Origin of the sequence: Methanohalophilus levihalophilus, assembly GCF_017874375.1 — an archaeon.
Taxonomy (GTDB): domain Archaea; phylum Halobacteriota; class Methanosarcinia; order Methanosarcinales; family Methanosarcinaceae; genus Methanohalophilus; species Methanohalophilus levihalophilus.
Genome location: NZ_JAGGLK010000002.1, coordinates 531434 through 552669 on the forward strand (window position 1 = coordinate 531434; position 21236 = coordinate 552669).

At 41.0% G+C, this 21236-nt stretch carries 18 protein-coding genes and 2 tRNA genes; 17 read left to right on the top strand and 3 right to left on the bottom strand.

The features are described from left to right. Nucleotides 1-5: 5 nt before the first annotated feature. The 13 genes from J2755_RS06490 (at nt 6) to J2755_RS06550 (ending at nt 9961) form a co-directional block, all read left to right on the top strand. Nucleotides 6-686 carry a hypothetical protein gene (locus J2755_RS06490; RefSeq protein WP_209681096.1) on the top strand — a complete coding sequence of 227 codons (681 nt, stop codon included), beginning with the start codon at nt 6-8 and terminating at the stop codon, nt 684-686. 30 nt (nt 687-716) lie between these two features. Then, nucleotides 717-962 carry a TIGR00304 family membrane protein gene (locus J2755_RS06495; RefSeq protein ID WP_209681098.1) on the top strand — a complete coding sequence of 82 codons (246 nt, stop codon included), beginning with the start codon at nt 717-719 and terminating at the stop codon, nt 960-962. Beyond that, complete coding sequence (locus tag J2755_RS06500; RefSeq protein WP_209681100.1) at nt 959-1249, top strand: TIGR00304 family membrane protein; 291 nt, start codon at nt 959-961, stop codon at nt 1247-1249. The genes J2755_RS06495 and J2755_RS06500 overlap by 4 nt, the downstream gene beginning before the upstream one ends. Nucleotides 1250-1294: 45 nt before the next feature. After that, nucleotides 1295-3271, top strand: coding sequence for an excinuclease ABC subunit UvrB (gene uvrB / locus J2755_RS06505; protein ID WP_209681102.1), 1977 nt, complete (start codon nt 1295-1297; stop codon nt 3269-3271). A 94-nt stretch (nt 3272-3365) separates the two neighbouring features. Beyond that, nucleotides 3366-3437: transfer RNA gene (locus tag J2755_RS06510), tRNA-Gly, on the top strand. A gap of 164 nt (nt 3438-3601) precedes the next feature. Further along, nucleotides 3602-4249: a hypothetical protein gene (locus tag J2755_RS06515; protein ID WP_209681104.1), complete on the top strand. Its 648-nt coding sequence runs from the start codon at nt 3602-3604 to the stop codon at nt 4247-4249. 152 nt (nt 4250-4401) lie between these two features. Next, the gene (locus tag J2755_RS06520; RefSeq protein WP_209681106.1) at nt 4402-4833 is read left to right on the top strand and encodes a MarR family winged helix-turn-helix transcriptional regulator; all 432 of its coding nucleotides are present in this window, start codon (nt 4402-4404) and stop codon (nt 4831-4833) included. Continuing rightward, complete coding sequence (locus J2755_RS06525; protein WP_209681108.1) at nt 4830-6188, top strand: MATE family efflux transporter; 1359 nt, start codon at nt 4830-4832, stop codon at nt 6186-6188. The genes J2755_RS06520 and J2755_RS06525 overlap by 4 nt, the downstream gene beginning before the upstream one ends. Nucleotides 6189-6235: 47 nt before the next feature. Further along, nucleotides 6236-6934, top strand: coding sequence for a DNA alkylation repair protein (locus J2755_RS06530; protein ID WP_209681110.1), 699 nt, complete (start codon nt 6236-6238; stop codon nt 6932-6934). Nucleotides 6935-6943: 9 nt separating this feature from the next. Further along, a complete protein-coding gene (locus J2755_RS06535; protein WP_209681112.1) occupies nt 6944-7435 on the top strand; it encodes a hypothetical protein in 492 nt (163 codons plus the stop codon). A gap of 67 nt (nt 7436-7502) precedes the next feature. Next, a tRNA-Leu gene (locus J2755_RS06540) sits at nt 7503-7587 on the top strand. A gap of 109 nt (nt 7588-7696) precedes the next feature. After that, nucleotides 7697-8959, top strand: a complete 1263-nt coding sequence (locus J2755_RS06545) for a FecR family protein (RefSeq protein ID WP_209681114.1) — start codon at nt 7697-7699, stop codon at nt 8957-8959. 222 nt (nt 8960-9181) lie between these two features. Beyond that, nucleotides 9182-9961 carry an epoxyqueuosine reductase gene (locus J2755_RS06550; RefSeq protein ID WP_209681116.1) on the top strand — a complete coding sequence of 260 codons (780 nt, stop codon included), beginning with the start codon at nt 9182-9184 and terminating at the stop codon, nt 9959-9961. A 377-nt stretch (nt 9962-10338) separates the two neighbouring features. Here J2755_RS06550 and J2755_RS06555 read toward each other — a convergent pair whose 3' ends face one another. Next, nucleotides 10339-11262 (bottom strand): mechanosensitive ion channel family protein, encoded by a 924-nt coding sequence (locus J2755_RS06555; RefSeq protein WP_209681118.1) that lies wholly within the window; start codon nt 11260-11262, stop codon nt 10339-10341. 293 nt (nt 11263-11555) lie between these two features. On the opposite strand from J2755_RS06555, the gene J2755_RS06560 reads away from it, so the two are divergent. Further along, nucleotides 11556-14153 (top strand): S-layer protein domain-containing protein, encoded by a 2598-nt coding sequence (locus J2755_RS06560; protein ID WP_209681120.1) that lies wholly within the window; start codon nt 11556-11558, stop codon nt 14151-14153. A gap of 129 nt (nt 14154-14282) precedes the next feature. Next, complete coding sequence (locus J2755_RS06565) at nt 14283-15245, top strand: mechanosensitive ion channel family protein (protein ID WP_209681130.1); 963 nt, start codon at nt 14283-14285, stop codon at nt 15243-15245. 113 nt (nt 15246-15358) lie between these two features. Here the strand turns inward: J2755_RS06565 and J2755_RS06570 are convergent, their stop codons facing one another. Further along, nucleotides 15359-16141: a hypothetical protein gene (locus J2755_RS06570; RefSeq protein WP_209681132.1), complete on the bottom strand. Its 783-nt coding sequence runs from the start codon at nt 16139-16141 to the stop codon at nt 15359-15361. Between the two features lie 794 nt (nt 16142-16935). On the opposite strand from J2755_RS06570, the gene J2755_RS06575 reads away from it, so the two are divergent. Both J2755_RS06575 and J2755_RS06580 read left to right on the top strand, forming a co-directional pair. Continuing rightward, on the top strand, nt 16936-19179 hold the full coding sequence (locus tag J2755_RS06575) for an amino acid permease (RefSeq protein ID WP_209681134.1): 2244 nt from the start codon (nt 16936-16938) through the stop codon (nt 19177-19179). Between the two features lie 268 nt (nt 19180-19447). Further along, nucleotides 19448-20581, top strand: a complete 1134-nt coding sequence (locus tag J2755_RS06580) for a hypothetical protein (RefSeq protein WP_209681136.1) — start codon at nt 19448-19450, stop codon at nt 20579-20581. Nucleotides 20582-20751: 170 nt separating this feature from the next. Here J2755_RS06580 and J2755_RS06585 read toward each other — a convergent pair whose 3' ends face one another. Continuing rightward, a complete protein-coding gene (locus J2755_RS06585) occupies nt 20752-21234 on the bottom strand; it encodes a pyridoxamine 5'-phosphate oxidase family protein (RefSeq protein ID WP_209681138.1) in 483 nt (160 codons plus the stop codon). Nucleotides 21235-21236: the final 2 nt, after the last annotated feature.

The following is a 21236-nucleotide window of genomic DNA, read 5'->3' on the forward strand; positions in this document are numbered from 1 at the left end:
GATGGATGGATTCATCAAGAGGCTTAAAGATGAAGATTCGGCTAGAAGTGTTCGATGACGATGACAGGGAAATTGCCACTGTCAGGTTGGAAGGGAGTGACTGGGAACAGAAACTGATCCAATTCATTGAGATGTTTGGCGACACTCAACCTCCATCAGCCGAATCTTCATCACAGCCTATTCAACCAAATATTCAACAGAACCAACCGCAGGTTTCTCCACAACCTGCACCACAAATGTACTATCAGGTACCTCCACAGCAATATTATCCAATGTACTGGCCTCAATTTCCACCACAGTATGCGCCCCAGCAAATTCCTCTTTCCGTACCACCAACCACCACACAGGAACAAATTGGGAAGCAGACTGCGGTGGAAAGGTCCGGCCGCTCCGCCAGGCCTGAAGCCACTGGTGCTCCGCTAACAATAAGTGAGCGACTTGAACTGTTTTTGAAATACGAATTCCCAAGAATGTGGGCCACTTCACAGGATATACAACAGCACTACGAGACTGTTTACGGTCCCATCAAACTCAGCACTGTTTCAACTTACCTGTCCAGAATGTTCCACAAAAACCTTGTCGACAGGCGAGGAAACCGCAACCGCAGGGAATACCTCTTTGTCGGTGATGAAATCTCAGAAACACACGCTGACAGGCAACCCCATTCATACCTCCACAGGGTATGATTTAAATTTCTGTTTTTCCTAGTTGGATCTATGTCCTCAGGTTCAGATGCTTCCAAAGGAATTTCACTAATCTCCCTGGGTGTTTTTCTCCTTTTCATAGGCCTTGTTGTAAAAGCATTTGAAAACAGTGGGAGTAATTCACAGTTTGGCGGGGTTATCCTAATAGGTCCTTTTCCCGTTGCTTTTGGCTCTTCCCCTGAAATCACAAACACAATGATGTTTATCGGAGCTGGTATCTTTATTCTCTACATGTTCCTGCGGAGGCGTGGCCATTGATTGGTGATGTTCTGATTCTTGCGGGAATTGTCCTGCTTGCTTATGGTTTGTTTTTGCTGGTAAAATCAGGCATTTCACAAAACAGTGATGAAAAACAAAATCATGTTGGGTACTCTGACTTTGAAAATACGGATGAGGAAAAGTGGCACGTTTCCGGAGGTGGTGTGATAATGATTGGTCCGATTCCGATATTGTTCGGTTCAGATAAAAACAAGGCCAGAACTTTGATGAAACTCGCGATTGCCCTTGTTCTCATGTATATAATTCTGCTTGTCCTTTTCCGCTGACACAGGATTACATATTTACAGTTTCAAAACACATTGTGAAATGCAATGCCATCGTTTGAACTTGTGTCAGAGTTTGCCCCGAAAGGCTCCCAGCCGCAGGCAATAGAAAAGCTTAGCTCCGGTATCCTTGAAGGACAAAGGCACCAGACATTGCTGGGTGTCACAGGATCGGGGAAAACTTTCACAATGGCCAATGTTATCCAGGAAGTGCAGCGACCAACCCTCGTCATAGCACACAATAAAACACTTGCAGCTCAGTTGTTTTCTGAATTCCGTGACTTCTTTCCTAACAACGCTGTGGAATACTTTGTCAGCTACTATGACTATTACCAGCCGGAAGCCTATCTCCCGACAACTGACACATATATCGAAAAAGATTCGCATGTAAACGATGAGATTGACAGGCTCAGGCTGTCCACAACACGTTCACTTCTTGAACGCAGGGATGTCATCGTTGTTGCCAGTGTTTCCTGTATTTACAACCTGGGTTCTCCGGAGGGATGGCGAAACATGTCAATTCTCCTCAAACAGGGTGAGGAAATCGGCAGGAAGGAATTGTTTGGAAAACTCGTGGACATCCAGTACGACAGGAATGAAATTGAATTCACACAGGGTACCTTCCGCTCACGTGGTGACACCGTGGAGATTTTCCCGGCACAGGATAACCGGGCTATCAGGATTGAATTGTTCGGGGATGAAATCGACAGGCTCAGCTTTTTTGAACCCCTTACCGGTAAAGTGATTGCTGAAGTTGATCCCGATGTAAGTGTGATGATTTACCCTGCCAAACATTTTGTGATGCCGCTGGAGCACATGGAAAAGGCATTGCTGTCAATTGAAAAGGAGATGGAATCCCGGGTTGCGGAACTTGAAGCCGCAGGCCAGCTTCTTGAAGCTCAGAGAATTTTCCAGCGAACCAAATTCGATATCGAAATGATCCAGGAATTGGGATATTGCAGTGGAATCGAGAATTATTCGCGCCACTTTGATGGCAGGATGCCGGGAGAAGCGCCCTCTTCCCTGCTGGATTTCTTTCCTGACGATTTCATAACTTTCATCGATGAATCCCATGTTACCATCCCGCAGATTGGGGGAATGCACAACGGTGACAGGGCCCGGAAAAAATCGCTTATTGATTACGGGTTCAGACTTCCTTCAGCTTTTGACAACCGGCCTCTCAACTACAGGGAGTTCGAGCAGCGCTTGAACCAGGCAGTCTATGTTTCAGCAACTCCGGCAGATTATGAGTTGGAATTGAGCACTCAGGTTGTGGAGCAGATTATCCGGCCGACTGGCCTTGTTGACCCTGTTGTGCAGGTCAGGCCTGTGGAAAACCAGATTGATGACCTGATGCATGAGGTAGGAAAGGTTACTGAAAATGGATACAGGACGCTTGTTACCACTCTCACCAAAAAGATGGCTGAGGATTTGACTGATTATCTCCTTGAGCTGGGAATCAAGGTTCGCTACATGCACTCGGATATTGATACCCTTGAGAGGGCGGAGATTGTGCGCTCCCTGCGAAAAGGGGAATTCGATGTGCTTGTGGGAATTAACCTGCTCAGGGAGGGTCTGGACATTCCGGAAGTCGGTCTTGTTGCGGTTCTGGATGCGGACAAGGAAGGTTTCCTGAGATCTGAGCGGTCCCTGATACAGACAATCGGCCGTGCTTCACGAAATGTAGACGGTTATGCTATCCTTTATGCGGATAAAATAACAGGTTCCATGCAAAGGGCAATGGCAGAAATGGATCGCAGGCGTAATCTCCAGCTTGATTACAACGAGGTGCATGGTATCACACCACAGAGTATTACCAAAGCCATCCAGCGTGAACTTGTGGAATCGGAAGAAGAAGCAGTTGAAGGGGCAGCGGAGTTTTCCATTGCTGAAGATCTCTCTTCTGTTGAGCTTCAGGACATGATTATTGATCTGGAATCCGAAATGCATGAAGCTGCCCGGAACCTCGAATTCGAGAAAGCTGCCGCTATCAGGGATAAGATCCGTGCCTTGAAGGAAGATTGATCCCTCTCTGCATTGCACTGGTTGCAATACCGCATGAGAAGGCTCCCTGCCGAAAGGGTTATATCTAAAAAAAGGCTATGAAGGGGATACACGTGCGCTGATGGTCTAGTGGCTATGACTGAGGCCTTCCAAGCCTTAAACCCGGGTTCAAATCCCGGTCGGCGCATTCTTTTCTTTTTCTATAATTCCTTCACTTGTTGTATATACAAAAGCAAAGCTAAACGGAAGAATAATTTGAAGGTATGTTTTAGAGCCATAGCCATCTTTTAAGAAATTATTTTACGCAGACTAATAGATACTTTTATCAAAATTAGTGTGCAATGACATAGTATGCTTTTTGAGTTCTTGCCTCAAATAAGTTTTCTAGTATTCGTTTTAGCGATAGTCGGATACATAGCCAAATATTTCTACAATATTGGATACTATCGATATGCATATAATCCTCAATCCCAACATAGTCTTGAAAGGATATTTAACAATAGCTCAGTCGGACTATTGTTGATATTCTTGGGAATTTTATTTTTTGCACTATCAGTAAGTAATGATACCTCTATTATCCCAGAACAAATTCAAACCATACAGATTTCAGAAGAAAATGGTGAGAAATATATGATCTATAGCTATGTTTTTGGGCTAGTGGTCGTTTTCATTGGATATATTTCAGCATTTAGCATGTTGATAGGTGCTGCAATGTCTTATGGTATCTCAAAAGCAGTGGCAATTGACACTATTGATGAAGAATCGCCGATAATTCACGTCCGAGAGATCTACTCTGAAAATGAAGATTTCATCTTTTACCTAACGCTGGACGGTAGGTGGGGTTCTATTAAAAAATCACAAATCTTAAAAATGACCGAAGTAAAATGGAATTCTAAGCTTGATGATTGGTTGAAAAGCGACAAGAAACATAGATATTATCTAATGGCTGCTCTACTCCTATACTTGCTTTTTGTATTCGCTTATAGATATTTTCTTTAAAAGTATTTTGTAGTCCGAATTGACCTCTATTAGTGTTTGAAAAACAAAAAGAATCGTTGAACTTCTATTCTAATTATCCATGGATATACATTTTTTAGATCTCCTAATCGGAAAGCACCACCATTAAATATTAGTTAGGCTAACTAACCATCGTGCCAGAAGAGCTATCGTTTGAAAAAGTTGACAAATACTACCAAAAGGTCCTGTCCCAAAACACGGATCTTGATGCGTATTCAGAAGTTAGCTTTGCTTCTTTTTCCTATCTTCTGGAGTTGAGATCACTTGGAACATCCACGCTGTCTGAGCTGGCAGCGTCTATGGGCGTAACCAAACCATCTGCAAGCAATATGGTTCGCAAACTTGTTTCCATGGGCTATGTGGATGAAAAACGCTCTGATGAGGACAAACGGGTATGCAGACTGAGCCTTTCCGGGGAAGGTATCAGGATAATTGAACTTGGCCTTTCTGCCGATCAGATGTTTTTCGGCAGGATTCAGGAAATTCTTGATGAAAACGAATTTGCCACTTTCAAGCAGCTCTGGTTGAAAATATCTTCCAGCATCAACGAGGAACCCACAAAATGAGTGACAGGGAATTGGCAGTTGAAAGTGTGGGGAAGCTCTTCCGGAAATTCGCACTTCCTGCAGTTGTGGGTTTCATCATCGGTGGTATCCAGATAATCATCGATGGTCTGTTCATCGGTAACGGCGTGGGAACCCTTGGTCTTGCTTCAGTAACCCTGACATATCCATTGCTTGTCGTTATGATGTCTATAGCACTGATGGCTGGTATTGGATGTGCTACCCTTGTAGCCATTGAACTTGGCAAAGGTGACAGGGTTCGGGCTCACAGGATTGCATCCGACCTGATTCCGATAATGCTTGTTCTCGGAGCAGTTTTTGCAATAATTGGAGCGTTCTTCACGGAACCCCTGCTTTCCCTTGTGGGTGCAAAAGGCACCGTGTTCAACCATGCGAATGATTACCTGAAAATAATGTTCATCGGTAGCGTCTTTTTCATGTTGGGAATGGGCTTTGATCCCCTGGTGCGAAATGATGGCAGGCCCATGTTTGCAATGAAAATGGCAGCAATAAGTGCCGTGATAAACATCGTACTTGACTACTTCTTCGTCATGCGATGGGGATTTGGGATGCAGGGTGCTGCCCTTGCAACGGTGATTGCATTTGCTGTATCTGCAATTGTCTTTATAGCATACTTCTTCAGCAGCCATGCAAGGCTGAGATTGCATCTATCTGACATAAGCCCTGATTTTGAAATCATTTCAGGAATCCTGAGGACTGGTTTTCCTTCATTTGTCATGCAGATGTCGCTTGCGGTATTGATTTTGAGCTACAACTTCATGCTCCTGAAATACGGTTCGGAAATAGCTGTGTCTTCCTATGGGGTTATCGAGTATTCGTTCTCGATATTCTATATGATATTCGAAGGGATATCCGCAGGAGTACAGCCAATAATCGGGTTCAACTACGGGGCAAAGCTGTACAACCGTGTCTTCACTGCTATAAGGATGGCAATGGGCTCCTGTCTGGCTGTGAGTATCATTGGATTCTTGATTGTTTCCACTTTCCCGGAGACTATAATTCAGCTTTTCAACCGGAACGACCCTGAACTGCTGGCAACTGCAGTTGAAGGAATGAGGATATTTATGTTCGGACTCATGGCAGAAAGTATTGTAATCTCGGCAGGTGTTTATTTCCAGTCTATTAACAAAGTCAGGCCATCCCTGTTCATCCATTTCGGCAAGATTTTCTTCTTTATCCTGCCTCTGCTGGTAGTTTTGCCAATGTACTTCGGATTGACAGGGGTCTGGATGGCACATCCAATAGGCCAGTACATTATGCTTTTCTTCGTGCTTTTCATGCTCGTGAAGGAATTCCGGCTACTGAAAAGCATTCCAGATGGTCAGGCAATCGATTAAGTTTGAGGCTGGAGTAGCTTTTTAATCACAGCTGCCTATTTTTATCTATGGGATTTTCCTCTGTGGAAAAGGTAATTGAATACCTGGAATCACATTCAAGGCCGGAAGCAGTTGAAGGAATGCAGAAATTCGGCATAACTCCTGATCATGCCTATGGTGTTTCAATTCCTGATCTAAGGGCACTGGCAAAGTCCATCGGCAGGGATCACTACCTTGCACTTTCCCTGTGGGAAAAAGATACTCGTGAAACACGAATTCTCGCCAGTATGATTGAAGAAGTCGGGGAAGTTACAGAGGAACAGGTCGACCGGTGGGTAGAGGATTTTGATTACTGGGAAATCTGTGATCAGTGCTGCATGAATTTGTTTGAGAAAACTCCTTTTGCAAAACAGAAAGCTCTGGAATGGAGCAGTCGGGATGAAGAGTACGTGAAACGGGCTGGCTTTGTGCTGATGGCACGGCTTGCCGTGAGCAACAAAAAGGCAGAAGACGATTATTTTGCTGAGTTCTTCCCGATTATTGAAAGAGAAGCTACAGATGAGCGAAACATGGTGAAAAAGGCTGTGAACTGGGCACTTCGCCAGATTGGGAAGCGCAATCTCGCCTTGAATAAACGAGCAGTTGAATGTGCTGAAAAAGTGGCTGAGATAGAGTCCAAAAGTGCAAAATGGATTGCTTCTGATGCGTTGAGGGAATTGAAAAGTGAAAAGGTAATTCAAAGGCTGGAGCAGAAGGCTGTAAAGTGAGGTTTTATAATGTATACTGAAAAAGCACCGCTTAGTTTTCAAATGAAAATATTCCTGTACGGAGTGCTTTTAGTGTTGCTTGGGATGGCTTTGATGTCTTACCTGTCGCTTTTTGGTTTTGGTGGCGACAATGAAGAAATCTATATTCTGGCTTCTGTTATTGTCGTTTACCTTGTTGCAATGCAGGGCATCCTGAAACTAAATTACTCGGTCAGTTCAGGAGGGATTCTTGTGAATTACCCTCCCCTGAAATATCGAATTCCGTTCTCTGAAATTGAATCAGTTGAACTTGAACCCGGGTTGGCCGTTTACATGGGCTGGGGTTTGAGGCTACACGGCAGAACCCTTGTTTTTGCAAGCTCGCATGACAGGGGTGTTAGAATCAGGAAAAATAACGGTCATTTCAGGGAAGTTGTGTTGGTGAGCGCGAATCCTGAAAACCTCAAAAAACAGATAGAAAACATGATGGGAAGTTTTGTCCATCCAAAAGATCAAAACTGAAACATCTATCAACATTCTGTTTTTCGTAACATTAATATGCCAGTGCGCTATCTGTTAGCTATCTTTTGCGGGGGTTGCCCAGCCTGGCCAAAGGCGCAGGGCTTAGGACCCTGTCTTGTAGAAGTCCGTGGGTTCGAATCCCACCTCCCGCACTAGTTTTGCAATGTATGTTGATAGGATTGTTTAGTTTCTGGTTTATTCAAATGCATCTCTGGAATTCGAATCGCAACTATCTTTTACCTTTAGAAACAAAAATCAATTATGCTTTCGATCAGAAAATATCAGAATTTTATTTTTCCCTGTAAACAATTTTTATTATCAAAAATCTGCTCATTTCTCCTGATATTCTTTATCTGCATATCTATTATACCTGCATGCAATGCTGCGGATTCACCGGAAAGCCTGTATGGATTTGAGCTTGGTTCGGAAACAAGCTATGGGTTGCAGGATGCAAATGGAGAGGTAATTGGGGAAGAAGTTGTTTTTTCCTACGGTGAGGAATCAGGGTATGGGTATGAGATAGCCATGGCAAATCTTTTCTCAGAGGCACAGGCAAACAGCTATTTCCAGTTACGTCAGGCTGAACTGATAGAAGGTGTAGAGTCTGGTTTTTATGGCACTGACGTAAAGGCTTCGGAAAGCGGAATGCAGTTTGACAGGATAGCTTATGATGCTGAAATTAATGACATCAAGTTCCAGCTGATTGTGTTCAAGTACCATAATTTTGTCATCTCGATAGTTGATCATTCGAATTACGGGATAGCATCTGTTCTTGAACAGCATTCAAAGGTATATGTTGATGAAACCTACATCTCGGCTCCGGCAGTCAGTATTACAGAGGTTGTTGGAATTGTAGAATCAATTGAAGGTCGGGTGGAAGTGTTGCATCCGTGGTCTGATAAGTGGGAGAAGATCAATGAAAAAAACGGGGTACATGAGGGCGATCAAATAAAAACATTAAGAGGGGCGAAGGTTACTTTGAAGTTTGATGATGGCAGATCCCGTATCAGGATGGAAGAAAGATCATTCGTCAGAATATCGACTCAAGTTTATGAGGGAGAGCCTGATAGTAACATAAGGGTTATCAAACTCTTTTTCGGTGGAGTATGGGCTCGAATTGAAAAATTGGCTGGTTCATATCTTTTTATAACTACTCCCACAGCTGTAACCGGAGTTAAAGGTACGGAGTATATGGTTTTCCACGATCCAGAAATATCTGTTGACAGGATTTATGTTTATGACGGGATTGTTGAGGTGACAACATCGAATGAGATTATTGATCTCTATGAAAGTGAGCAAATCACTGTTCAGGAAGGCTATGCTGGAACTGTTTTGACAATTGAAGGTGAAGAATGGGAAAATCTGATGGAAAGCTTTGAAGGCGAGTATCCAGAGAATAATTTTGGAATGGAAATTGGGCCTTACTCTTCCGATGTAAGCGATGATAGAAGTACTTCAATGAGCGGTTTTACTGCACTCCTCTGTTTTGTAATGGTTGCATTGGCATTCCTGATGAAAAAATAAGATCGTATACAAATGTGGATAATTGCTTCGATGTAACTCTTATAGATAAACAGCATCATATGATGAACTCAACAATATTTTTAATTTAACTTCCTGAGACTATCTTTTGCAATTGGAAATTTCCACTTGATTTGGGTTATATATGTTGAGTACAGACTTTCTAGTGAATTGAAGTTTTGTTTCCTGCAAGAAAATACCTGTGATAGGATAATGGAGGAGAAAATGAGCTTAAAAGAAGAGATTCAGGAACGTGCTTTTGAGGAAGGTTTCCAGCTTTTTGGTGTTTCCGATATCGAAAAACTGGAAACAGTTGATTTTCCGAATGACAGGGGAATGGTCAGGCCATCTGAAGTCATGCCAGAAGCCAAATCTGCATTTGTAATGGGTTTAGTTCTCTGGGATGAAGGCTTAAATGCAGCTATCTCATCTGTAAGTACCGGGGATTTTTCTGGAGGGGAAGCTGACTATTACAACCTGTACTACGAAGTAACCGAAACCCGTGCATGGCGTTTAATTTCCTGGTTAAATGAAAAGGGATACAAAGCGGTTCCATCCCATGCAGTCCATGAAAAGGTTGCCGCGTATCTTGCAGGATTGGGATTTATAGGACACAATACTCAGGTTATAACACCTGAATACGGCCCAAGGGCCAGATGGGTAACAGTATTGACAGATGCAGAACTTGAACCCGATGAACCCTTTGCACGGGATTTGTGTGCAGAACAACCCCTTTGTCAGGAGCAGTCATTATGTGTAAAAAGTTGTCCCTATCAAGCAATCATTCCCGGCCCATCTCAGGGAGTAGAACCCGGAAAGAAAGTCATTTACGATAAATGCGTAGTTTCCCATGAATTTGACAAAGACGTTTCACCTCAAAATGAGAAACACATACGTCGCATAACAGAAAGGGGATTTATGGAATGTACAATCTGCAATCTGGTATGTCCATACGGAAAACCAGTTGAGGAAAGCATAATTCCTAGCAAGAGAGGCCTTGATTGAAGAGAACCTCATCCTTCTTTCATTTTCTTTTTTTGCAAAAATCCTTCCTATAATTTTTGAATATTTATTATTTTCTCATTCTCTTGAGTTTAGCTTTGAAATTATTGAGGTATTGATTTTGGTTTTCACTGTATCTTCACACTATTTTTATCAAATTTTGATTTCAGCTTTTTGCTATAAGAGTATTCTACAAATTCTGGCATATTCTAACGTTTTTACCATGATATCATGTGCTGGCATTCGGCATATTACAGTGATCAATACATGCCCTCCGAGGTTTTCGCAGATCTTAACTTATTGGAGAAAAGTAAAATCATCTAAATTTAAAGGTCATAACTAATAAAAAAGAGGACTCGCTTGAAAATTAAAGAGAGGGATTATTTACCTCTCTCTTTTGCATAGGAAACAATGGCATCTTTTACACCCCATTTAAATGCAACAACAACTGCAATACCCCACCCCAGTGGTCTGAGGAAGGTGTAGAGGATCCCGGTATTTACCAGCATGGTGTCCAATGCAATAAGGACAACCACCAAAAACAAAAATCCTCTGAGCAAAGGAGCAATCATTTCAGCGCCTTCGACTTTCATTTCCTTAATGCTTAACTGAACATAATCCATCAGGAAATCAACTGACAATAATCCTATTATCAGTATTACAACACCCACGAAAAGGCGTGGAATGTATATTGTTATTGATATAAGGAAATCTGTTATTAGATCCAACTGAAGGATACTTGCTGCAACTGCGATGAAAAACAGATAGCCAAACAATTTGATCAATCCTGCAATTATGCCGGATGAAGATGTTTTTGTTGCCTTTAAAGGTCCGCCCACAAAACTGTCGGCAATCTTCTCATCAACGCCGGTGGCTGAAAGAATCTTTGATGTTGTGTTTGCAACAAAATCAACAACTAACAGGCCGATGAGCAAAACTACAACCGCTGACACAATCAACGGAATATACTGGATTATCAATGTAATGAAATCTGCTACAATCTGAATTTGCAAATAATCGATAATTATAGCGCCAAAAACAATGTATACAAACCATTTAATCACGGATTCAAAAAACTTTACCGTAGTTGTTCCAGATTTGTGTATTAAGTTTCCAACTGCTGTTTTATCTATCAGGTTATCCAGACCAATGCGGTCAAGAATCTTGGAACCATACTTCCCAAGCCCTCTTCCTAATATCCATCCAAGTAATACGAATATGATTACCGCAATTACTGTAGGAATAAAAGACAAGGTACTCATGCCGGCGGCATATAGACTATCCATTAAACTAGTTTCTACCATATTTTATGTACCCCACTAATGATTTTTGCAACACAAGATATTAATTTGTTGCAACAAAAATTGTTATTGTAGTATCGGTATATATAATCAGTCGAAAATAGGTTCCTAACTATCACAAATGTCTGTTTAAATATATTACTAAAATAGCCTTCAACGTGAGCATATCTGGGATAGTTACAAAAAATATTGCGGATCAGTATTTTTATAAAGAAAGTTCTAAATAGTATGGAATTAAAAACTTGCAATTTAGGCCTTAAAAACACGTGTTTTGGGCGGGTAATGGGGGTAAAATAGTGAAAACTAGTATACATAAAAAAACACTGGTAGTTTTAATACTGTTAGGTTTTGTTTGTACTGTAGCATCTGCTCAGGAAACTACAGGAAACAGGATATGGGATGCAGATGCAAACATGTCGCTTGAGTACACATGGGCAGCTCAAAGCTATTCAGGATTCTATTATGACCTTGATTCAGGTATAGGTTCTGAAACACTAACTATTAAACTGGACAGCAAAACGGACAGGTCAATTGATACAAGGGATCTTGTTTATTCGACAAAACCAATAAATATTGAGTTTGAGCGCGATGAATGGGGTTCATATCAGGTAATCGGTTTCATGGCAGAGCGGTACTTTGCAGGCTATACAAGTGATTCCGCTTTTGCTGACGATGATGCAAGTTTGATGGAAAAAGGGCAGCTTACAAAAGTGCTTATAGACAATAGTGATGCAACATCGCTTTTCTCCGGCTCTTCATTGGTCCTTGAAGAAGGATACAAACTCAACATAGTTGATGTAGACCTCGAAGGTAACAAAGTATTTGTTTCTCTCATGAAGGACGCAACACAGGTTGATAGCGGTGTAATAACTTCAAATGATGACTATGTATATGAAAAGGACTTGGGATCTGCAGAGAACGTTCCTATTATAGCCGTCCATTTCGATGACATATTCAGAGGAATGGAAACAAATGCCGTTTTTGTTGAAGGTATTTTCCAGATCTCAGAACAATATGAGGAAATCGATACTGGTGACAATTTTGGAAGGCTGGAGATCAAAACTGTCAGCGAAGATGAAATCTCCATGGAAAACGATGATGCCATCTCTTTGAGCAAAGGCAGGATAATAACAATCATGGGTAAGCTTAAGCTTGTAGTGGCTGATGACAATACACTAAGATTTGCTCCTCTTCTGGATCTTTCAGAACCGGGAACTTATGAGCTTAGAGGTACTGTTGCTGAAGCAGAAACGCTGACATGGACACCACTCAATTTTGAAGGTTTCTATTACAATATTGATGAGGGGATAGGGACTGAATCACTTGGGATACTGAGTCTAGATAGCAGAACTATCGAAGAAGGCAATCTTGTTTATTCGACAGTAGCTGAGGAAGTAAACTTTGAATATAACCAATGGGGAAAGTTCCATGTAGTAGGTTTCATGGCGGAGAAATACTTTGCAGGCTACCCCAATAACGCGTTTACAAATGGCGTAAGCATGCTCTCAGAGGGACAACTCTCAAAGGTTTTGATAGATAACGACAAGAAGAGCACTATTATTCCAGGTTCATCCCTTGTGCTTGAAGAAGGGTATGAACTAAGGGTATCTGAGGTAGACCTGAATGGAGACAAAGTACTGATCTCACTCATGAAGAATGGCAAACAGGTTGAGGGCGGTGTCATACCTTCAAATTCTTATTATGTATATGAAAAAGATCTGGGGTCAGCAGAGGATGTGCCTGTTATAGTAGTTCACTTTGCAGATATATTCAGAGGCACGGAAAGTAATGCTGTATTTGTGGAGGGAATGTTCCAGATATCTGAAAACTTCGTCAAAGTAGATGATGGAGACAGGTACGGCAAGATGGAAGTAACAAGTATTGACTCAACAAAAATTGAAATGGAGAATGACAAATCTGTTACACTTTCAAGAGACAAGTCAATACCAATCATGGGTGATATCTCCTTTAAAGTTGCAGATTCAAGTGTTGTCAGATATTACCCATTTGTGACATTTACTACACAACCTTCTAGGGCACTTTCAATTGAAATGCCTTCTGTACTTGTTCAAGGTGATACTGCTGATATTAAGGTAACCTTCCGTGGTGCATCGGTCAGCGAAGCGCTTGTTGAATTTGATGGTGGCGAGGTAGGCCTGACTTCTGATGAAGGTGTAGTTTCATATAAACCAACAAAGCTGGGAACCTTTAGTGTCAGCGCAGAGAAGGAAGGGTTTGTATCTGCGGATAAAGAAGTTGAGGTAATTTCTCCAGACGACGTTACTCGAAAGATATTAATCGAAGTCTCTCCCGGAGTTGTGTATCAAGGAGATACGATAACGATTTCCACGATAAAAGCTATCGGTGCAGATCCGGTTGCAGATGTACAGATATTCTTTGACGACGTCTCAATAGGCTCTACTTCAACGGGTGGCACACTTTCCTTCACAGTAATGGATTCTGGTATCCACAGGATAAAATCACAACCAGATGGATTTTTGGGTGCCGAATTAAACCTTGAAGTATTGGCTCTTGAACCAGAATTCGAATACAGCAACCTCGTTATTATACCTTCTGAGGTAAACACAGGGGAGAATGTTACTATCAGGATAGATGTCACAAACACAGGCGACAGTGTGGGCAGTATCAATGTGCAACTGACTGTCAATAATGAAGTTGTTGACTCAAAGGATATCATTCTTGATGTGGGTGAGAAAAGGACTGTTGAATTCACTCGTACTGAATCAGGAGCAGGTGAATATTTGGTTCAGATTGGAACAGAGTCGGACACCTTTACTGTGACCCGTGCGGTACCATCTGTAGGAATTTTCGTCTCACTAATTGTTCTGGTTTCTACAGTATTTCTTATAAAAAGGCACAGAAAGAAAAATTAAAAATTTTGAGAGGATATTAAGAGAATTGAATTCCTGCCTGTAAGGCAGGAATCCCTTTCCATATGTTTTTCCTTTAATTTTTTTTGTACGTAGAAAAAGCTAATATGATTGCAGATCATAAATTAATTCATGGGGTTATTAAGGGGCTTGAATCTAATTGCATTGTCATTAATAGCGATATTTATTGCCTATCTCAATTACTTTACAAACTATTCGCAGGGTTATGAATTATTACTGACAAAATTGTTTCATTCTGTAGTTATTATTCTCGTATTCTATGCAATAAAAGCAATTATTGAAGATATTGTTATAGTAAGAGTACGTGATACAAAAGAGCGGTATACTTTCCGCAAAGCTGTCTCTATAATTATTACTTTTCTTGCTATTGCTTCTCTGATTGCAGTCTGGTTCAGGGAAACCACAGGCCTAATTGTGGCATACGGTATACTGAGTGCAGGGATTGTCATAGCTCTTCAGGATCTGTTGAAAAGCATGGCAGGTGGGATGATTATTTTTGTATCCCGTCCTTTCAGGGCTGGTGACAGGATCGAAGTTGACGACGTTATTGGTGATGTTCTTGACATAAGAAGCTTCAGCACCTCTATTATGGAGATAGAGGAATGGGTTGATGGTGATCAGTATACTGGAAGAATTGTTCAACTGCCAAACAGTTTTGTTTTAAGCGGCAAGGTCAAGAATTACACGAAGGATTTTTCCTTCATCTGGGACGAAGTGCAAATAATGCTTATATATGGAAGCAACTGGAAGAAGGCGGAAGAGATTGCATTATTGGTTGCAAAAGAAACACTGCACGGTTTTGAGGAATCTTCAAAAGAAGAGCTTTTAAGCATGGGTGAAAAATATTTTATTACCACTTATGACGTTGAGACAAAATTGTACATGAAGATCAGGGACAACTGGATAGACATGCGTCTTAGGTACGTAGTGGATCCCCGTCAACGAAGAAAAATAAGGAATAAGTTGACTCAGCAACTTCTGAAAGCATTCGAGCAGGAGGAAGATATCAATGTAGGTACTGCTACCAGCATTGATATACTGGAATCTTCCCGGATTACACTAGACAAGCCTTGATTTTGAAAATCATGTAATCTTCTTCCTGTACTCGATCTTTCCATTCCAGTAAATGATGGAAAGCTGCTGTTTCAAATCAGCCGGAGAGTTGCTTCATTGCCATTTAACAGATTTCAGATCTTTTTTATGAGATTGTCAATATCTTCATTGATCTCGCCTGCAAGTTTTTTTGCACCCTCGCCAGTAGCATCTATGAGTTCTTCAACCTTGGCAATGATCTCTTCTATCTCTTCTTTTATGTCAATTGATTTGATCGAATCAGATAGAGCTCTCATCTCTTCTTCTATTTTTATTCCCAGCTTCGATGCTTCTTCTCCGGTTTTATCTGCTAGTTCATCGACATCAGCAGCAAGCTTCAAAAATCGATTGCTCAGATCTATCTTACTCTTAATCAAAACCAGATCATCCTTGATCTCATTACTCAGCTTTTTTGCAGATTCCCCTGTAGAATCTACAAGCTTATCTACCTTGGCAACGACATCTCCGATTTCGTCCTTAATGTCTATGGATTTTACAGAACTCCCAATTGATTTCACATTTTGCTTAATCTCATTTCCAAGCTTATCGGCTTCATTTCCCATCTTTTCTGCCAGCTCATCGAGATCTTTGCTCACATTATCCATATGCTTCTGCAAAGCTACCCTTTCAGCTATCATGGCAAATTCCTGCTTTATTTCGGAAGCAAGTGATTTTGCAGAACTACCGGTTTTGTCGACCATTTGATCTGCCTTCATCTCGAGTTTTTTGATATCACTCTTGATATCTATAGACTTCACATCTGCAGCGAAGGAACGAAGCTTTTCCTTAAGCTTTTCATTTGTCATCTTTGCTTCTTCGCCTGTTTTTTCTACAAGCTCATCTACGTCTTGATTTGTCTCAGCAAGTGTTTTTTCCATAATATACCTCCAAATTATTCCCCATCTAACAAAAGAAATCTTGAAGATATAAAACTATGTAATCACGAAAATTAGAATAGATTAACTCACCGCTTTCCTGAGGCTTATATCCGAAAAACACTTTTAGTAAAAGATCTCAATTTTTAGAGTATTAACTAGCTTGTTTCATCAAAGATCCCAATTTGAATTAGAGCAATGTAAAAAGGGTTTTATGAGCTATGTATCCATGCTGTGATAATGGACGAAATGCCTGTAAAGATGACTTTTAATGAGTAGAAATAATAAGAAATCTTTCTGGTCTTCGGTTCAAAGCTGAAAAATCAGGCAAGTCACTATCTCCTGCAATTTGTATCGAGCTTAGACTTCATGATCCATATGTTAAAAGGGGGATGATATTTTTAAATAGTAACTACTCCTTTGTTCAATGGGGAATTAAATCCGTGATATTTTTACTTCTCAAAATTGCCTGAATACATAAATTAAAGGGGTTATTTAGTGTGGTTCAACGATAGAGCATGCGAGCTAAGTGACTTATTAGCTCTTGCTGACATTCCCCTGATGCTCTCAAGGTTAGTACTAATCTTGTTAAGCGCAAAGAATCAGGCTCTCTGTCTTCTGGAAGATACAAATTCCCATGCGGAGGATTTTGCCGGGATGATAGCTGAATCTCATGGGGTGATCACCATGCTTCACATCGGTCTTTATTTTATTACTGATTTAGGCCATGACATATTTTGCTCCTCAACGGGCCTAGTTTGGCAACATGTCCATGTAACATTTGTACGGGGGAAATAATGGGCGAGGACAATAACTATTCGAATGCTACTCAGGATAATGTGTTGCAGGAGCAGGTTGACGAGCACAAGGTAGACAAAGGCAAGCTTTTCGGTACTTTTGATGGGGTTTTCACTCCAACACTACTCACAATTTTGGGAGTTATAATGTACTTGAGAGAAGGGTGGGTAGTGGGAAATGCAGGTCTTCTGGGTGCCTGGCTTATCATTTTGATTTCATGTAGCATAACACTTCTAACCGGATTATCACTTTCCTCAATAACAACAAATATTCGTATAGGTGCAGGCGGTGCCTTCTCGATAATATCCCAATCACTCGGACTTGAAGTAGGGGGCAGCATAGGTATTCCACTCTATCTGGCACAGGCTCTTGCAGTTGCAATGTACATATTTGGTTTTCGTACAGGCTGGCAGTGGCTATTTCCTGATCACCCGGCAATTCTGATAGATCTGTGCACTTTTGCCGCTCTTTTCATCATTGCTTACATAAGTGCCAGCCTTGCATTCAGGATTCAGTACATAATTATGGCTATAATTGCTGGATCCCTTATATCTGTATTCTGGGCATTTTTCACGGTTCCTGCGCAGCAACCAATAACATGGTGGGGAACATTTTCCGGATCTCCTGAAACCATGTTCACAGGAATTGGATTTTGGGCACTTTTTGCAGTATTTTTCCCTGCAGCTACAGGCATAATGGCAGGAGCAAATATGTCCGGGGAATTGAAAAATCCGCGAAAAAGCATCCCAATTGGTACAATGTCAGCAATTGTACTGAGCACCATTATTTACATGGCACTGGCTTACTTGCTTATTCGGATGGCAACTCCGGAAGAACTTGTAAGCAATTACAACATACTGCTGGATAGAGCAGCATGGACTCCTATAGTCGTAGCAGGTTTGCTTGGTGCAACGTTTTCTTCTGCACTTTCCTCCATCGTTGGAGCACCAAGGATATTACAGGCTCTGGGAGATCATCGTATCCTTCCTAAAAGCATCTGGTTCTCAACAAGAACTCAATCAGGGGAACCTCGAAATTCTATCATATTTACAGGAATGATAGTACTTGTTGCATTGATGCTGCGCGATCTAAATGCGATTGCTCCTCTTATCACAATGTTCTTTTTACTCACATATGCAATGATCAATGTCGTAGTTTTCATGGAACAGAGTTTGAACCTGGTAAGCTTCAGGCCTCTTTTCAGGATACCCCGGGCTGTATCTTTCCTTGGTGCAACAGGTTGCCTTTTTGTCATGTTTACAATCAATTCTACATTCAGCCTTGTTGCAGTTGTAGTTGTTGTATCTATCCATAGCTTTCTTTTGCGCCAACATCTCAAAGCTCCTTTTGGGGATGTTCGAAGCGGACTTTTTGTAGCGCTTGCCGAATGGGCTGCAAAGAAGGTCAATGAGCTTACTGTTTCACGGGAAAGGGCGTGGAGAGCAAACATATTAGTGCCTGTAGAAGATCCGCAGGACCTGCGAGGAATGTTCAATCTGATAAGGGATATCTCTTATCCAAAGGGATTCATTAAACTCTTGGGTCTTACCGGCAAAGTAGAAAAAAAAGAATTGCATGCGAGGTTGCCGGACATCACACGTTCATTCCAGGATGAAGGTGTATTTTCATCATGGACAATAATAGATGTTCCCTCTTTTGAAGATAATCTTGTTGCAGGTATGGAAGCTCTGGCCGGTTCGTTCTTCCGTCCGAATATCATATTTCTGACCCTTCCCTCATCAAAACAGCGGGAAGAAGATACTCGCATTCTCATACAAAAGGCATCACAGAATGGCATAGGTGTTGTAATATATGCACCACATCCAAAATCAGGTCTTGGAAGGCATAAATCCATAAATCTCTGGATAGATGACAAAAGTCCCGATTGGGAAATAAGCATGAATCTCGGGAATATGGACCTTGCAGTTCTGGTTGGATACAAACTTAAAAGAAAATGGCAGGCTTCAATGAATCTCATAACTACGGTTGCTGATGATTCCCAGAAAAAGAAGGCAGAAGAATATATCATGACACTGGCCGAGCTTGCGCGGCTTCCGAATGTGAACACATATGCTTTGGAGGGAAGTATTGAAGCTATAATGCATGAAATACCTCAGGCAGCTCTGAATATTTATAATATAACTGCAGAGCCTGACTTTGAGTTCATGCGCAGAATGGTGGAGCTGACAGGTTCATCATGTCTCTTTACTCTTGATTCGGGAGAAGAAAGCGCTCTGGCATAATGAGATCATTATGGTCAGTTGATTTTCAAGTATTCAAGCATAAATATTATTACATTTCCATCAACAAAAGTATAACAAATTTCAATGGGAAATGATTTTTTCACTCCCCGAAATTCAATTCAGAAGATCTAATGGGTTAGTTCTACTCCGTATCCACGAACCGTCTTATATACATTATTTAAATATTGTTACAGTTCATTATAATAACATTTATATACTGTAATTGCATGGTGCATATGGGGTTCTACTGATTTTTGTGGGGTATAATATGAAATATACGCATCAGGATTCTACCGAGCTGTCGGTACAAGTGGATTTTATTCAGGATTTGCAGAAATTCCTGAAAATTTCGAAAGAAGTGATTCCGCTTGAAAACTCTGCAACAAAAATTAAAGAAGATAATAAAGAACAAATTGTGATATTGGAGCATATGATCCAGAAAATTGATCAATTCCAAAAGGACACATCTGATTTCTTGGAAAAAATTACACTAGGAGTTGATTCAAAACCGATTCTTGAGATCAGGGATGAAATCATTAACACATGTTCCTATGCTTCTTCAAGAGAGAATAACAGACTATTTGATGACATTGAAGAGAGAAGTAAACGGACGCAGAATGAGGTGAAACATCTTGAATCAAGAATGCTCTCAATTCTGAATCCACTTTTTATAAATGGTGTATATGGTGCTGATAATTCATATTCTGCTTTTGTAAAAGATAAAAGACTTGTTGGGCAGCAGGTTAGCTCTATTGCAAATATGCAGTATGAATTCGAACTGACTTTCACTGAAAATACGATAAAAGTTGAGGACCTGCAGGAACTCAAATTGCCTATATGGTCCACTGGTGGGATAATTCACAAAGAATCTAAATTGAAGGAGATGGATGTTTCTGACTTTTATGTCACTTCTATCGAATATGATGGCGTAAACCTGAAAGCTGTCATTGAAGACAAGGATTCCGAACACAGATTCACAATATCTGGTGATGAGAATAGCTACATAATTCACTATGGTGACTATGATATAACAGGCGACAGTGCCCTGATGGAATCTATAAACATGGATTATGTCGATATAATAGCAAAAAAACTCGGGGAATTATTCTCAAAATCTGTAGCTTCAAAGCGTCTTGCCATGATTTTGCTTGACAACAGGGACGCTATGGCAGACAATAGGATATTTGAATGTATAAAGATCATAGCCAGCAAATACGGTGAGATCATCAAGGAATGCACTGATCGTGGATATAAAAAAGAAGAAGTTACTATCAAAATAGAAATGGTTGATGGTACGAGAACTGAAAAGTTCGTTGCCAAATCCGATATTTACGGGCAGCTTGCTTCAATCGGCAGTGAAGGCCTTGAACTTGCAGGGATCCTTGGGGTTGTGACTACCTGAAGAGATGAGTTCTATGTGTAAATTTACTTAAAGAGTAGACTTGTAGTCAGATCTCAAACGAACTAAATACGCAGCCTTGGTACAATGTCAGGTTTGTCTCAGTATTCAAGAAGAGTTTCATGGAAATGGCCTGAACAGGAAGCATGATTTGCTTCCTGTTTATCATAATTTCACAAACTTTTACATTTCCCTGACCATTTCACAATATCCAGTTTCATTATTTCTGTCCTGTGAAATGACTTGTTCACATACTCCATTCCCGTTTCTTTATCTTCAGGAGAGTATTTTTCCAGCAAAAGTTCCAGGGCTTTCATTCGCTCGTCAGATTGCAGACCAAGGGATGCCTTGCATTCAAGAACAATACTCTCGTACTCTGTTGTGAATTTATCCGGGATTACTTTTGTTTTTCCCACTATGCAAAATGACACATCATCACAAAGTTTGATGCAATCTATTTTTTGCCCTTCGGGTGCACAATGGAGATAAATCGCTTTTTTGCCATCCCACGCATAGTTTATCGGGACTCCATATGCTCCTTGTTTCTCTGATTTCATGGAAAGGACGCCGTATTCCGCGTGTGCCAGCAACTTTCTGGCGGCTTGTTCGGCAAGTAAACGATCTTGCCTCCTGACGTTAAAATTTGAAAAATCCATTG